The organism is Pseudomonas cremoris (assembly GCF_014230465.1).
The window spans coordinates 56,319-71,070 of record NZ_JAAXCY010000003.1 but is presented as its reverse complement, the minus strand read 5'-3'; the positions used below and the strand labels follow the sequence as shown (position 1 = coordinate 71,070).

Below are 14,752 nucleotides of genomic sequence, written 5' to 3'. Positions count from 1 at the left end.
ACCTAACTATCCAACCTGAGCACCGCAAGGAAGGCTTCTTGTGGAACTTCCACGTTGCCTACTTGCTTCATGCGTTTTTTACCGGCCTTTTGCTTCTCGAGCAGCTTGCGCTTACGACTTACGTCACCGCCGTAGCATTTGGCCAGTACGTTCTTTCTGAGAGCCTTGACGGAGGTCCGTGCAATGATCTGCCCGCCAATGGCGGCCTGGATCGCGACGTCGAACATCTGGCGCGGAATCAGTTCTTTCATCTTCTCGGTCAACTGGCGACCTTTGTAGTGCGCGTTGTCCTTGTGCACGATCAGTGCCAGGGCATCTACCTTGTCGCCGTTGATCAACACATCCAGCTTCACCAGATTAGCCGATTGGTAACGATCGAAATGGTAATCCAGCGAAGCATAGCCACGGCTGGTGGATTTGAGGCGGTCGAAGAAGTCCAGGACCACTTCGTTCATCGGCATGTCGTAGGTCACTTGTACCTGGGTACCGAGGAACAGCATGTCGCGCTGTACGCCACGTTTTTCGATACACAGGGTAATGACGTTGCCCAGATGTTCCTGCGGAACCAGGATATTGGCCCGCACGATAGGCTCGCGCATGTCTTCGATGGCCGACAGGTCCGGAAGCTTGGACGGGTTGTCGACGTAAATCGTTTCACCGGTTTTCAGCAACAGTTCGAAAATAACCGTTGGCGCGGTGGTGATCAGGTCCAGGTCGTATTCGCGCTCAAGGCGCTCCTGGATGATTTCCATGTGCAGCATGCCCAGGAAGCCACAACGGAAGCCAAAGCCCAGGGCGTCGGAGCTTTCCGGGGTGTACTGCAACGACGAGTCGTTGAGTGTCAGCTTTTGCAGGGCTTCACGGAAGTCTTCGAAGTCATCGGAGCTGACCGGGAACAGCCCGGCGTAGACCTGCGGCTGGATACGCTTGAAGCCTGGCAGCACGTCGACGTCCGGCGTGGAGCTCAGGGTCAGGGTGTCACCTACCGGTGCACCGTGAATGTCCTTGATACCGGCGATGATGAAGCCTACTTCACCGGCTTTCAGATCAACGGTCGCAGTGTGCTTGGGGTTGAATACACCGACGCTGTCCACCAAGTGGATCTTGCCGGTGGATTTGACCAGGATCTTGTCGCCCTTCTTCACACGACCGTGGCGCACGCGTACCAGGGAAACAACGCCCAGGTAGTTGTCGAACCAGGAGTCGATGATCAACGCTTGCAGCGGATCTTCGTAGTTGCCGGTTGGCGCTGGAATGGTGTGTACCAGGCGTTCGAGCACTTCGTCGACACCCAGGCCGGTCTTGGCGCTGCAGGTGACGGCGTCGGTGGCGTCGATGCCGATGATCTTCTCGATCTCTTCCTTGACGCGTTCAGGCTCAGCCTGCGGCAGGTCGATCTTGTTCAGCACGGGCATGACTTCCAGGCCCTGCTCGATCGCGGTGTAGCAGTTGGCAACCGATTGCGCTTCAACGCCCTGGCCTGCGTCAACCACCAGCAAGGCACCTTCACAGGCCGCCAGGGAACGGCTGACTTCGTAGGTGAAGTCGACGTGGCCCGGGGTGTCAATGAAGTTCAGCTGGTAGGTAATGCCGTCTTTGGCTTTGTAGTACAGCGTCACGCTGTGGGCCTTGATGGTGATCCCGCGCTCGCGTTCGAGGTCCATGGAATCCAGTACCTGGGCTTCCATTTCACGCTCGGCAAGGCCGCCGCACATCTGGATAAATCGATCGGCCAGCGTCGACTTGCCATGGTCAATGTGGGCGATGATGGAGAAATTGCGGATATGACTCAAATCACTCACGGATCAACACTCAAAAAGGCTGCAGGCAGATTGCCCGCTGAAAAATAGCCGGGAATTGTACCTGATGCTCAGGCCAGACGTCATCTTTGCTGACCAGAACAAAAATGCCCCGGTCTCTCGACCGGGGCATTTTTTGAGCATAAGCGAGGTATCAGCCGGCTCGGCGCAACAGCCAGAACCCGGCCAGGGCGCAGATTGCCGTCGGCACCAGCACCGCAAACAGCGGCGAGAACCCGAATACCAGGCTCGACGGGCCCAGCAAGTCCTGGGCGATACGGAAGGTGAAACCTACCAACACACCCGTAAACACGCGCTGGCCAAGGGTTACGGAGCGCAACGGACCGAAGATGAACGAGATCGCCATCAACACCAGCGCGGCGGTCACCACCGGCTGCAACACCTTGACCCAAAACGCCAGCCAGTAGCGGCCATTATTCAGGCCCTGGTCCTTCAGGTAGTGGATGTAGCCCCACAACCCGGAGATCGGCAGGCTTTCAGGAATCATCACCACCGTATTGAGCAACTCAGGCTTCAGCGCGATATCCCATTGCTCGGTCGGCACGTTGATCACTTCAGTGCTGGCCTTGGTGCCTTGGCCGATATTGCGGAAATAAGTGGTAGTAACGTCGGTCAGTTGCCACTTATCGCTGCCGTACTGCGCACGTTTGGCGAAACTGGACGACAGCATGTGCCGCTCTTTGTCGAAGGTATAGCGAGTCACACCAATCAACAGGCCACCCGGTTGCACGGCGTTGATGTGGATAAACTCGTCACCCTGACGGTGCCACAGGCCGTGCTTGGAGCTCTGCGCATCACCCGAACCCTGGGCCAGGGCGCGATTGGCCTGGGCTGTGGTTTCGGCCGGCGGCGCCACGTATTCGCCGATCAGCACGCTGCACAGCATCAGCAGCAACATCGGTTTCATCACCGCCCAGACGATCCGGCCGATGGAAACACCGGCAGCGCGCATGATGGTCAGTTCGCTGTTGCTGGCCAGGCTGCCCAGGCCGATCAGGCAACCGATCAGCGCTGCCATGGGCATCATGTCGTACAGGCGACGCGGTGCGGTCAGCGCTACATAGCTGAGCACGTCCCACACGGTATAGGTGTCGGTGACGTTGCCCACTTCATCGATGAAGGCGAAGAGCGACGCCAAACCCAGGATGATGCCCAATACCGCCAGGATGGCGATCAGTACGCTGCTACCAATGTAGCGATCGAGTTTAGCCACGAGCCAACTCCTTCTGGCCACGACGGCTCAACATTTTCAAGCGGATAGGTTCCCAATAGAGCAGCCCCAGGCCGATCACCAGGAAGATCCCGTGTACCCACCACAGGCCCAGGGTCGGCGAGAGCTTGCCTTTCTCCAGGGAGCCGCGGGCGGAAATCAGGATGGTGAGGTAGGCCATGTACAACAGAATCGCCGGCAGCAGCTTGAGGAAGCGGCCCTGACGCGGATTCACACGGGACAGCGGCACCGCCATCAGCGTGACGATAAAGACCAGCAGCGGCAGGGAGATACGCCATTGCAACTCGGCAATGGAGCGCAATTCGTTGCTACCGAACAGGTCGGACGTCGGGATGGCGTCGCGGTCAGTCACCTCGTCGCTCACGTCCGGGCGCGCCAGCATTACGCCATAGGTGTCGTACTTGATGGCGCGGTAATCCGCCTGGCCGGGGCTGCCGTCATAGCGGTAGCCGTTTTCCAGGATCAGGTAGCGGCTGCCGTCCGGGCGCACTTCCTGGCGACCCGAATCGGCCACCAGCACGGAGATGCCACGGTCTTTCTTGTCTTGCCCCAGGCGTTTCTCGGAGATGAACACACCGCCGAGGTTGGCGCGGTCTTCGGTCAGCGTCTCGGTGTAGGTCACGCGTGAGCCGTCATTGAGTGCCTGGAAACGGCCGGGTTCGAGGGTGTCGAACTCGGTCATCGCGTCCTGCTTGTTCAATACCAGCTGGAACTGCATGGCGCCCTGAGGGGCCAGACTCAGGCTCAGCCAGGCCACGATCAGCGCGACGCCGGCGGCCGGGATCATGGTCATGCCCAACAGGCGTTGCTGGCTCATGCCGGTGGCCGAGAGCACGGTCATTTCGCTTTCGAGGTACAGGCGTCCGTATGCCAGCAGGATCCCGAGAAACAGGCCCAATGGCAGGATCAGCTGCAAAAAGCCCGGCAGTCGAAAGCCCATGATCAGGAACAACGAGCCTGGGTCCAGGGCGCCAGAGGCAGCCTGGGCCAGGTATTTGACGAAACGACCACTCATGATGATGACCAGCAGCACCGCACTCACGGCACTCAGGGTCAACAGGACTTCGCGGGACAGATAACGGAAGACGATCAAACCAGACACTCCAGGGTTGTCAGGCTAAGGCGGCCAAACAAGCAAGCATACCGAGTCAGCCCTTTTGAAGGGGCCGGCTAAAAAGATGGCGCATTATCCTGTGATTGGCTGCGCCTGTCACGGAGCAAGCTCTGCACACATGCACAAAGCTGCCGGCAAGGGTTGTCAGGCTCCGTCGGCGAGGTTCAAACTGCGGCCTTTGTCGCTGGCGACTTACACAGTTGCCAAGCATTAAAGCCTGCGTACAGACGCAAGGCTCTCCGACCTTTATAAGGGACCCGAAAATGGAATTGGTTGTAAAAAGCGTTAGCCCCGAAACGTTGAAAACCGCCACCCTCGTGGTCGCCATTGGCGAAGGCCGCAAGCTCGGCGTTGCCGCCAAGCAACTCGATGAACTGAGCGGCGGCGCGATCAGCGCAGTCCTCAAGCGCGGCGACCTGGCCGGCAAAGTCGGCCAGAGCCTGCTGCTGCAAAGCCTGCCCAACCTCAAGGCCGACCGCGTATTGCTGGTCGGCGTGGGCAAGGACGCCGAACTGGGCGACCGTCCGTTCCGCAAGATCATCAGTGGCATCCTCAACACCCTCAAGGGCCTGGGCGGCAGCGATGCGACCCTGGCGCTGGATGAAGTCGTCGTAAAAGGCCGCGACAGCTACGGCAAGACCCGCCTGCTGGCAGAAAGCCTGGTGGACGGCGGCTATCTCTTCGACCAGTTCAAGAGCACCAAGGCCGAACCCCGCGCCCTGAAAAAAATCACCCTGCTGACCATCAAGGCCGCCCAGGCTGAAGTCGAGCGCGCCGTGACCCACGCGACGGCCATCGCCAATGGCATGTCGTTCACCCGCGACCTGGGCAACCTGCCGCCGAACATCTGCCACCCCACTTTCCTGGGCGAACAGGCCAAGGCGCTGGGCAAGGAGTTCAAGGGTCTCAAGGTTGAAGTCCTGGACGAGAAGAAGATCAAGGAACTGGGCATGGGCTCGTTCTACGCCGTGGGCCAAGGCAGCGACCAGCCGCCACGCTTGATCGTGATGCAATACAACGGCGGCAAGAAGTCCGAGAAGCCCTACGCCCTGGTGGGTAAAGGCATCACCTTCGACACTGGCGGCATCAGCCTCAAGCCAGGCTTGGGCATGGACGAGATGAAGTACGACATGGGCGGCGCCGCCAGCGTATTCGGTACCCTGCGCGCCGTGCTGGAACTCAAGCTGCCGATCAACCTGGTGTGCATCCTGGCCTGCGCCGAGAACATGCCAAGTGGCGGTGCGGCGCGTCCGGGCGACATCGTTACTACAATGAGCGGCCAGACCGTCGAAATCCTCAACACCGACGCCGAAGGCCGCCTGGTGCTGTGCGATGCACTGACCTACGCCGAGCGCTTCAAGCCACAAGCGGTGATCGACATCGCCACCCTGACCGGTGCCTGCATCGTTGCGCTGGGCTCCCATACCTCGGGCCTGCTGGGCAACAACGACGAGTTGATCGAGCAACTGCTCAGCGCCGGCAAGGCTGCCGACGACCGCGCCTGGCAACTGCCGCTGTTCGATGAGTACCAGGAACAGTTGGACAGCCCATTCGCTGACATCGCCAACATCGGCGGCCCGAAAGCCGGCACCATCACGGCGGCCTGCTTCCTGTCGCGCTTTGCCAAGAACTTCAATTGGGCTCACCTGGACATCGCCGGTACTGCCTGGACCAGCGGCGGCAAGGACAAAGGCGCCACTGGCCGTCCGGTTCCCCTGTTGACCCAGTACCTGCTGGACCGCGCCAAGGCCTGAAACTGAAGATTCCGGAGCGGCCATTACGCCGCTCCGGTCTCAGGAACCGCAATGACCCAAGTCGACTTCTATATATTGCCCAGCGCCGACCCGCTCGCGCGCCTGGACTTTGCCTGCAAACTCACCGAAAAAGCCTGGCGCATGGGCCACCGTATCTACCTGCATTGCAGCGATGGCGCCCAACGCGACGAACTCGACGCCCGCCTGTGGCGCTTCAAGGGCGAAAGCTTCGTGCCCCATGGCCCTGCCGAATCAGAACCCGAAAGCCTGGTAGTACTCGGACTGGGAGACAGTTGCGGCGATCACCATGACCTGCTGGTGAACCTGGACCTGAAAGTGCCGCCGTTCGCCAAGGCGTTTGCCCGCGTGGCAGAGGTGGTGGTGGAAGACCCGGCTATTCGTCAGGCGGCGCGGGAGAGTTTCCGTTTCTATCGCGAACAGGGCTATCCTTTGCAGGATCACCGGCTACAACGACTTTGAGTAAATGATGGACACTCCCAACCTTAAAAAAGACGACCACCTGTTGGATGACCTTGAGTCGATCCGCCAGTTGCTGGGTGATGATGACTTGCAACCGCCGCTGCTGACCGAATCGGTCGATGGCGAGGTACAGATTCCGCTGCTGTTCGACATGGTCAATGCCAAGCCCGCTGCGCCGGAGCCCGTTGCCCCCCCACCCGCTGTCGAACCCGCCCCTGCTGAAAAGGCGCCCGACGCCCTGCTGCTGCACCTGGACAACGAACTGCGCGCCGCCGCGCAATTGATCATGCAAGACGTGATCGATGACTTTGCCCCGCATATCGAAACCGAGATCAAGCGTCGGCTGGATGCGCGGATGGAGCGGTTGCTGAGCCAGTACCAATCCTGAATTAAACACAGATCCCCTGTGGGAGCGGGCTTGCTCGCGAAAGCGGTATGTCAGTCAGCAAATGGATTGACTGATCCACCGCATTCGCGAGCAAGCCCGCTCCCACATTTTGATCTATGTACAGTTCCAGCCAGTCTTCACCTCGCCCTCTCCCCTATCCCCCGTTATACTTGCCGGCTTTCCTGAATAAATGCCAACTAGGGTCCCGCCGCGCATGGATAAGACCTACCAGCCGCACGCCATCGAAACTTCCTGGTACAACACCTGGGAATCCGAGAATTATTTCGCCCCGCAAGGCGCGGGCGATTCCTACACCATCATGATTCCGCCACCGAACGTCACTGGCAGCCTGCACATGGGCCATGGCTTCAACAATGCAATCATGGATGCGTTGATCCGTTTCCGCCGCATGCAGGGCCGCAACACCCTGTGGCAACCGGGCACCGACCACGCCGGTATCGCCACCCAGATGCTGGTGGAACGCCAACTTGAAGCCACCGGCCAGAGCCGTCACGACCTGGGCCGTGAGAAATTCCTGGAAAAAATCTGGGAATGGAAAGACCAGTCCGGCGGCAACATCAGCCGTCAGATCCGTCGCCTGGGCTCGTCCGTTGACTGGAGCCGCGAGCGCTTCACCATGGACGACGGCCTGTCAGAAGCCGTGAAAGAAGCCTTCGTGCGCCTGCATGAAGACGGCCTGATCTACCGCGGCAAGCGTCTGGTCAACTGGGACACCAAGTTGCACACGGCGATTTCCGACCTCGAAGTGGAAAACCACGACGAAAAAGGTTTCCTATGGAACCTCAAGTATCCGCTGGCTGACGGCGCCAAGACTGCCGAGGGCAACGACTACCTGATCGTCGCCACCACGCGTCCGGAAACCATGCTCGGCGACGCCGCCGTTGCCGTTAACCCGAGCGATGAACGCTACCAGGCACTGATCGGCAAATTCGTCGAATTGCCACTGGTTGGCCGTCGCATCCCGATCATCGCTGACGACTACTGCGACCCTGAATTCGGCACCGGCTGCGTGAAAATCACCCCGGCCCACGATTTCAACGACTACGAAGTCGGCAAGCGTCACAACCTGCCGCTGCTGAACATCTTCGACAAGAACGCCGCCGTGCTGCCCGCCTGCCAGGTGTTCAACCTGGACGGCACGCTGAACGAAAGCATCGACGGCAAGATCCCGGCCGAATACGCCGGCCTCGACCGTTTCGAAGCGCGCAAGCAGATCGTTGCCGCCTTCGACGCCGCCGGTTTGCTGGTGAGCGTTGACGACCACGGCCTGAAAGTGCCGAAGGGCGACCGCTCTGGCACCATCATCGAGCCTTGGCTGACCGACCAGTGGTATGTCTCCACCAAGCCGCTGGCAGAACCTGCCATCGCTGCCGTGGAAGATGGCCGCATCCAGTTCGTGCCAAAACAGTACGAGAACATGTACTTCTCGTGGATGCGTGACATCCAGGATTGGTGCATCAGCCGTCAGCTGTGGTGGGGCCACCGTATTCCAGCCTGGTATGACGAGTCGGGCAAGGTCTATGTAGGCCGCGACGAAGCCGAAGTGCGCGCCAAGCACAACCTCGGTGACGACGTTGCGCTGCAACAGGACAACGACGTACTGGACACCTGGTTCAGCTCGGGCCTGTGGACCTTCTCCACACTGGGCTGGCCGCAGCAGACCGAATTCCTCAAGAAATTCCACTCTACCGACGTGCTGGTCACCGGTTTCGACATCATTTTCTTCTGGGTTGCCCGGATGATCATGCTGACCATGCACCTGGTGAAGAACGAGGACGGCACCCCGCAGGTACCGTTCAAGACCGTGTACGTGCACGGCCTGGTACGTGACGGCCAGGGCCAGAAGATGTCCAAGTCCAAGGGCAACGTCCTGGACCCGCTGGACATCATCGACGGCATCGACCTGGAAACCCTGGTGCAGAAACGCACCTCGGGCCTGATGCAGCCAAAACTGGCGAAGAAGATCGAGAAGCAGACCCGCGACGAGTTCGCCGACGGCATCGCCAGCTACGGCACCGACGCCCTGCGCTTCACCTTTTGCTCGCTGGCGTCCACCGGTCGCGACATCAAGTTCGACATGGGCCGCGTCGAAGGCTATCGCAACTTCTGCAACAAGATCTGGAACGCCGCACGCTACGTGCTGGATAAAGGCGAAGACTGCGGCCAGAACGGCGAAGAGGTCGAGCTGTCCCTGGCCGATCGCTGGATCATCTCGCAGCTGCAGCGCACCGAAGCCGAAGTGACCCGCCAGCTCGACCAGTTCCGTTTCGACCTGGCCGCACAGGCCCTGTACGAGTTCATCTGGAACCAATACTGCGACTGGTACCTGGAACTGTCCAAGCCCGTGCTGTGGGATGAAAACGCGCCGATCGAACGCCAGCGCGGCACCCGTCGCACCCTGGTACGCGTGCTGGAAGTGGCCCTGCGCCTGGCGCATCCGTTCATGCCGTTCATCACCGAAGAAATCTGGCAGCGCCTGGCGCCGCTGGCCGGTATCGAAGGCAAGACCATCATGCTGCAACCTTGGCCAGTGGCCAACGAAGCGCGCATTGATGAGGCCGCCGAAAGCGATATCGAATGGCTCAAGACCCTGATGCTCGGCACGCGCAACATCCGCGCCGAGATGAACATCGGTCCGGGCAAGCCATTGGCGGTGTTTGTAAAGAACGCCAGTGCCGAAGACCAGCGTCGTCTCGCTGAGAACGATGCGCTACTCAAAAAGCTGGCGAAGCTGGAATCCATCACCGTATTAGCGGCTGATGCTGAAGCGCCACTGTCCGCTACCGCTCTGGTCGGCGAGATGGAAGTGCTGGTGCCAATGGCTGGCCTGATCGACAAGGGTGCCGAACTGGCCCGACTCGACAAGGAAATTGCACGCCTGCAAGGCGAAGTGCAGCGAGTGGGCGGCAAGCTGTCCAACGCGGCGTTCGTCGACAAGGCGCCAGCCGAAGTGATCGACAAGGAACGCGCCAAGCTGGCTGAGGCTGAACAAGCCTTGGGCAAACTGGCGGAGCAACATGCGCGGATTTCCAGCCTGTAAGGTGGAACCTGTGTAAGAAAGAGGCCTTCGGGCCTCTTTTTTTGGGCTTGAAAACCCAATCAATGTGGGAGCGGGCTTGCTCGCGAATGCAGTGTGTCAGGCACTGAATCTGTCTCTGCTGCACCCCCTTCGCGAGCAAGCCCGCTCCCACATTTAACCGAGATCACCTTGGGAATGTGTGACAATAGCGCCCTCTTTGAGCCAAACCCAGAATTGACATGACCGCCCCCAGCACGCCCAAGCCTCCACGCAAGAAGCCTAAAACCGCCGCCACAGCCAAACCGGTAGTGCCGCGCAAAGAGGCCACCCTGCACCCGCGCAACCGCCACACGGGCCGTTACGACTTCCCGGCGCTGATCAAGACCACGCCAGAATTGGCGAAGTTCGTGATCATCAACCCGTATGGCAAAGAGAGCATCGACTTCGCCAGCCCGGATGCGGTGCGGGTGTTCAACCGGGCGCTGCTCAAATCCTTCTATGGCATCCAGCACTGGGACATCCCGGCCGACTACCTGTGCCCGCCGGTGCCAGGGCGTGCGGACTACGTGCATTTCCTCGCCGACCTGCTGGCAAGCAACAACGACGGCAAGGTTCCGCGTGGCTCCATTGTCAAGGTGTTGGACATCGGTATGGGCGCCAACTGCGTCTACCCGCTGATTGGCTATATGGAGTACCGCTGGAACTTCCTGGGTTCGGAAGTCGACCCTATCGCGGTCGCCGCAGCCAAGGCCATCGTGCAGTCCAATGACCTGAGCAAGGTCATCCAACTGCGTCAGCAAACCAACCCCAAGCAGATCCTGCTGGGCTTGCTGGAGCCGGGTGAACGCTTTGACCTGACCATGTGCAACCCGCCGTTCCATGCGTCCATGGACGAAGCCACCAAAGGCAGCGAGCGCAAATGGCGCGCCTTGGGCAAGGCTGATCCCAAGCGCAAATTGCCGGTGCTGAACTTCGGTGGCCAATCGGCCGAGTTGTGGTGTGAAGGCGGTGAAGCGCGTTTCGTGACGCAATTGATCGCCGAGAGCGCGCACTTTGCCCACAAGGTGTTGTGGTTCAGCACGCTGGTGTCGAAAGCGTCGAATTTGCCCGCGATCGAGACGGCACTGAAAAAGGCCGGGGTGTTGGAAAGCCAAGTAGTGGAAATGTCCCAAGGGCAGAAACAAAGCCGCTTCGTGGCCTGGACGTTCCAGACCAAGAACGAGCAGCAGATCTGGCGCCAGCGCTGGGTTCGCGACTAAACCCAGCCCGCGCCTACAAATCGCAGGCAACAAAAAACCGTGCCCGGATCGCTCCGGAGCACGGTTTTTTTTGCTGCGTCTTACTTGTTAACAGCGTCGGTCAGGCCTTTGGCCACAACCAGCTTGATAACTTTCTTGGCAGCGATTTCGATGGCAGCGCCAGTCGAAGGGTTACGGCCAGTACGGGCAGGACGCTCGGTCACTTTCAGTTTGCCAACGCCTGGCAGAGTGATTTCGCCGCCGTTTTCCAGCTGATCGGCAACAACTTGGCTCAGTTGGTCCAGCAGGGCGCGCACGGTAGTTTTCGGTGCGTCTACTGCTTCAGCCAGGTCAGCGATCAGTTGGTCTTTAGTAATAGCCATTGTGGTGTTCCTTCCCTATCAAATTCATATGGATTGCAGAGTGCAGTGTCAGCCGTCGAGCCCGACCGTCATGGCCTGGCACCCCCGGCTATAACCACGGAGATCGGGGTTATAGATGCTTGAAACGGGGATTGGTTCGACCTGACAGATGCTGAATGCACGCTTAACGCCGAGACTTGGCGTAAGACGGGGCAAAACTAGCACAGAGACGGGGAAATATCCGCTTCTACCTAGCCATTTGGTCAGCTTTATCGCTCTAAACCGTGAAAAAAAGGCATATGCCCCGTCGGAGAGTGTCCAAAACGCCCTTCGACGGGTGCCTTGGCCAACGGGTGCGGTACACTGGTCGACTTTTCGGGGAGGCAACCGCTCCCCTATCAACCAGCCGAGAAGCCTATGCCGATCCGTCATTGCATCGTCCACCTGATCGACAAAAAACCCGACGGCACACCTGCGGTTCTTCACGCTCGCGATTCGGAGCTGTCCGAATCCGCCGCTATCGAGAACATGCTTGCCGACCTCAACGAGAGCTATAACGCCAAACAAGGCAAGGCCTGGGGTTTCTTCCATGCCGAGTCCGGCGCGCACCCGTTCAGCGGCTGGTTGAAGGAATATTTCGACGGTGGCCAGGATTTCACCACCTTCAGCCGTACAGCGGTCGAGCACCTGCAGAAGCTGATGGAGGAGTCCAACCTCTCCACCGGCGGCCACGTGCTGTTTGCCCACTACCAACAAGGCATGACCGACTACCTGGCCATCGCCCTGCTGCACCACAGCGAAGGCGTGGCGGTGACCGATGAACTGGACGTGACCCCTTCACGTCACCTGGACCTCGGCCAACTGCACCTGGCGGCGCGCATCAACGTCTCCGAGTGGCAGAACAACAAGCAGTCCAAGCAGTACATCTCGTTTATCAAGGGCAAGAACGGCAAGAAGGTCTCGGAGTACTTCCGCGACTTTATCGGCTGCCAGGAGGGCGTTGACGGCCCAGGCGAAACCCGCACCCTGCTCAAGGCCTTCAGTGACTTCGTTGAAAGCGAAGACCTGCCAGACGAGTCCGCCCGCGAAAAAACCAAGACCCTGGTGGATTACGCCAGCAGCCAGGCCAAGCTCGGCGAGCCCATGGGCCTGGAAGAACTGTCGGGCTTGATCGATGAAGATCGGCCTAAAGCGTTCTACGACCACATCCGCAACAAGGACTACGGCCTGTCACCGGAAATTCCGGCAGATAAGCGCACCCTCAACCAGTTCCGCCGGTTCACCGGGCGTGCCGAAGGCCTGTCGATCAGTTTTGAAGCGCACTTGCTGGGCGACAAGATTGAGTACGACGAAGCCGCCGGCACGCTGATCATCAAGGGCCTGCCGACCCAACTGACCGACCAGCTCAAGCGCCGTAACTGATGCTTGGCGGGGTCTTAAAGAAAGTCCTGCTGGTATTGCTGGTGGTGGTGGTAATCCAGAACTGGGGCAAGATCGAGCGCGTGTTCAACCCGTCGCAGGTGGCGCCAGAGCAAGTCCGGGCTTCGGCGCGGGTGGTGCTCTATTCCACCGAATGGTGCGGCTACTGCAAGCAGATCCGTCGCTTCCTGGACCAAAAGGGCGTTCCCTACCAGGCCTTCGATATCGAGAAGGACGCCCAGGCGCGCAAGGCGTATGAGGCGCTGGGCGGCGGCGGCATTCCATTCGTGGACGTAAACGGCACGCTGATCCGCGAATACAGCCCCGAAAAGATCATGGCCGCGCTGAAGTAATCAGCGCACCACGATCATCCGCCCGAGCACGTTGTGCTGTTCAAAACCGAGTACCGCCTGCAAAGCGTTCAGCACCGCTTGCGGGTCTTTGCTCGGGAAGCTGCCGCTGACGCGTTTGGCGCCCATGTCTTCGTTGAGCAACAGGATGCGGCCAGGGTAGTAACGGCCCAGATCCTGGATCACATCGGCCAGCGGTGCCTTGTAGTAGTTGAGCCAGCCGTCGCGCCACGCCAGGCGGGATTCGCTGTCCACAGGGTGCATCGCATCGGCAACACCCTCGGCATAGGCCACTTGCTGGCCGGCCGTCAGAATTTGCTGCTGGCCTTGCTTGGAAGGCGTCACACCCACCTTTCCTGATAACACGGTCACCTGGGCACCCGCCGGTTGCAGGCGCACTTCGAATTGTGTGCCGAGCACCCGCGCTTCACCGCTGCCCGCCTCTACCACAAACGATTGGCCGGTGTGGGTCACGCTGAAAAAACCCGCGCCGCGACGCAATTGGATATGCCGCTCGCCATGGCTGAAATCCACGGCAATCGCGCTGTCGGCATCCAGTGTCACTTGGGATTGGTCGGCCAAGGTGACGGTTTTCACTTCTCCAGGTGCGCTCACATAGTCGGCACCGAAGTCATCAACCCAACGCGACGGCTGCCAACCGACGCCCATGGACACCATCACCAGCAGGCACGCCGCCATGGCCAATGCGCCGGACCAACGTACCACCCGCGAGCGTTTCGAGGTATTCATCGCGCTGAGGTAACGCTGCAAGGCCAAGGCGTCTTCGTTCGCCAGTTGGCGCGCTGGCACTTCGCTCAACTCCCACAACACCTGGGCCTGTGAATAGGCCTCGACGTGCGCAGGGTCGGCCCGCAGCCATTGGCTGAACGTCGCCTGGTCGCCGCTGCTGGGTTGATCGTGCAGCAGGCTCAGCCAGGCCAGCGCGGCTTGTTCCTGGTCGGGCGTGGGGGTGAGGTTCACGAGGCTTTCCCTGGCGTGCGTGGAGGCGATGGCTCACGAAGGCTGGCCTTGCAAGCTTCGAGGGCACGCATCATATGTTTTTCCACGGCACTTTGGGACAACCCCATGGCCTTGGCAATTTCCGCGTACTTACGGCCGTGAATGCGATTGAGCAGAAATATCTGCCGAGTGCGCTCCGGCAAGCTGCGCAACGCGGCTTCGACATGGCGCAAATCATTGCCCGCTTCCAGCGCGGCCTGGGGTTCGGAACCCTGGTTATCCTGTTGCTCTGGCAACCAGCCTTCGCTGCTGCGCACACGGGCGCCTTCGCTGCGCAGATGGTCGATGGCGATATTGCCGGCGCAGCGCAGCAGATAGGTGCTGAGTTCCTCGACCTGTACCAGCGGCCGGCGCCAGAAACGCAGGAACAAATCCTGCACCAGGTCCGCCGCCGTGGCGCGGCAGCCGACACGTCGGCTGACCAGCGCCTCCATCTGCGAACGCTGGGACAAGAACACCTGCAGGAAATGCGCACGTCCGCCCGCCGCATCAACGTGCTGGCTGTCTTGGGATTCAGGCGGGGTGCTGATCATCAT

At 60.0% G+C, this 14,752-nt stretch carries 13 protein-coding genes; 7 read left to right on the top strand and 6 right to left on the bottom strand.

The window, feature by feature from the left end:
- Positions 1-2 precede the first annotated feature (2 nt).
- The 3 genes from lepA to lptF form a co-directional block, all read right to left on the bottom strand.
- The gene (gene lepA / locus HF257_RS07020) at positions 3-1,802 is read right to left on the bottom strand and encodes a translation elongation factor 4 (protein ID WP_003188853.1); all 1,800 of its coding nucleotides are present in this window, start codon (positions 1,800-1,802) and stop codon (positions 3-5) included.
- 151 nt (positions 1,803-1,953) lie between these two features.
- Positions 1,954-3,033, bottom strand: coding sequence for an LPS export ABC transporter permease LptG (gene lptG, locus HF257_RS07015; protein WP_185707717.1), 1,080 nt, complete (start codon positions 3,031-3,033; stop codon positions 1,954-1,956).
- Positions 3,026-4,144: an LPS export ABC transporter permease LptF gene (gene lptF / locus HF257_RS07010; protein WP_185707719.1), complete on the bottom strand. Its 1,119-nt coding sequence runs from the start codon at positions 4,142-4,144 to the stop codon at positions 3,026-3,028. The genes lptG and lptF overlap by 8 nt, the downstream gene beginning before the upstream one ends.
- Before the next feature lie 284 nt (positions 4,145-4,428).
- On the opposite strand from lptF, the gene HF257_RS07005 reads away from it, so the two are divergent.
- The 5 genes from HF257_RS07005 (at position 4,429) to rlmF (ending at position 11,086) form a co-directional block, all read left to right on the top strand.
- Entirely contained in the window at positions 4,429-5,919 is a 1,491-nt protein-coding gene (locus tag HF257_RS07005) for a leucyl aminopeptidase (RefSeq protein WP_185707721.1), read from the top strand.
- Positions 5,920-5,970: 51 nt separating this feature from the next.
- Positions 5,971-6,399, top strand: coding sequence for a DNA polymerase III subunit chi (locus HF257_RS07000; protein WP_185707723.1), 429 nt, complete (start codon positions 5,971-5,973; stop codon positions 6,397-6,399).
- A gap of 7 nt (positions 6,400-6,406) precedes the next feature.
- On the top strand, positions 6,407-6,787 hold the full coding sequence (locus tag HF257_RS06995) for a DNA polymerase III subunit chi (protein WP_185707725.1): 381 nt from the start codon (positions 6,407-6,409) through the stop codon (positions 6,785-6,787).
- Positions 6,788-7,001: 214 nt separating this feature from the next.
- Positions 7,002-9,848: a valine--tRNA ligase gene (locus HF257_RS06990; RefSeq protein ID WP_185707727.1), complete on the top strand. Its 2,847-nt coding sequence runs from the start codon at positions 7,002-7,004 to the stop codon at positions 9,846-9,848.
- A 218-nt stretch (positions 9,849-10,066) separates the two neighbouring features.
- Positions 10,067-11,086, top strand: coding sequence for a 23S rRNA (adenine(1618)-N(6))-methyltransferase RlmF (gene rlmF / locus HF257_RS06985; RefSeq protein ID WP_185707729.1), 1,020 nt, complete (start codon positions 10,067-10,069; stop codon positions 11,084-11,086).
- An 80-nt stretch (positions 11,087-11,166) separates the two neighbouring features.
- Here the strand turns inward: rlmF and HF257_RS06980 are convergent, their stop codons facing one another.
- The gene (locus HF257_RS06980) at positions 11,167-11,448 is read right to left on the bottom strand and encodes an HU family DNA-binding protein (RefSeq protein ID WP_003188840.1); all 282 of its coding nucleotides are present in this window, start codon (positions 11,446-11,448) and stop codon (positions 11,167-11,169) included.
- A gap of 396 nt (positions 11,449-11,844) precedes the next feature.
- Here HF257_RS06980 and yejK point away from each other — a divergent pair, with 396 nt between their 5' ends.
- Both yejK and HF257_RS06970 read left to right on the top strand, forming a co-directional pair.
- A complete protein-coding gene (yejK, locus tag HF257_RS06975; protein ID WP_003171997.1) occupies positions 11,845-12,849 on the top strand; it encodes a nucleoid-associated protein YejK in 1,005 nt (334 codons plus the stop codon).
- Positions 12,849-13,199, top strand: coding sequence for a glutaredoxin family protein (locus HF257_RS06970; RefSeq protein WP_185707731.1), 351 nt, complete (start codon positions 12,849-12,851; stop codon positions 13,197-13,199). Before yejK ends, HF257_RS06970 begins: the two co-directional genes overlap by 1 nt.
- On the opposite strand, the gene HF257_RS06965 is transcribed toward HF257_RS06970, so the two are convergent.
- Positions 13,200-14,177, bottom strand: a complete 978-nt coding sequence (locus HF257_RS06965) for a FecR family protein (RefSeq protein WP_185707733.1) — start codon at positions 14,175-14,177, stop codon at positions 13,200-13,202. It abuts the gene before it with no gap.
- Positions 14,174-14,752, bottom strand: coding sequence for an RNA polymerase sigma factor (locus tag HF257_RS06960; RefSeq protein WP_185707735.1), 579 nt, complete (start codon positions 14,750-14,752; stop codon positions 14,174-14,176). Before HF257_RS06960 ends, HF257_RS06965 begins: the two co-directional genes overlap by 4 nt.

Coding starts and splice junctions, on each gene's coding strand:
- HF257_RS06960 (WP_185707735.1), bottom strand. CDS start 14,752: ATGATGATCAGCACCCCGCCTGAATCCCAAGACAGCCAGCACGTTGAT.
- yejK (WP_003171997.1), top strand. CDS start 11,845: ATGCCGATCCGTCATTGCATCGTCCACCTGATCGACAAAAAACCCGAC.
- HF257_RS06995 (WP_185707725.1), top strand. CDS start 6,407: ATGGACACTCCCAACCTTAAAAAAGACGACCACCTGTTGGATGACCTT.
- HF257_RS07000 (WP_185707723.1), top strand. CDS start 5,971: ATGACCCAAGTCGACTTCTATATATTGCCCAGCGCCGACCCGCTCGCG.
- HF257_RS06980 (WP_003188840.1), bottom strand. CDS start 11,448: ATGGCTATTACTAAAGACCAACTGATCGCTGACCTGGCTGAAGCAGTA.
- HF257_RS06970 (WP_185707731.1), top strand. CDS start 12,849: ATGCTTGGCGGGGTCTTAAAGAAAGTCCTGCTGGTATTGCTGGTGGTG.
- rlmF (WP_185707729.1), top strand. CDS start 10,067: ATGACCGCCCCCAGCACGCCCAAGCCTCCACGCAAGAAGCCTAAAACC.
- HF257_RS07005 (WP_185707721.1), top strand. CDS start 4,429: ATGGAATTGGTTGTAAAAAGCGTTAGCCCCGAAACGTTGAAAACCGCC.
- HF257_RS06990 (WP_185707727.1), top strand. CDS start 7,002: ATGGATAAGACCTACCAGCCGCACGCCATCGAAACTTCCTGGTACAAC.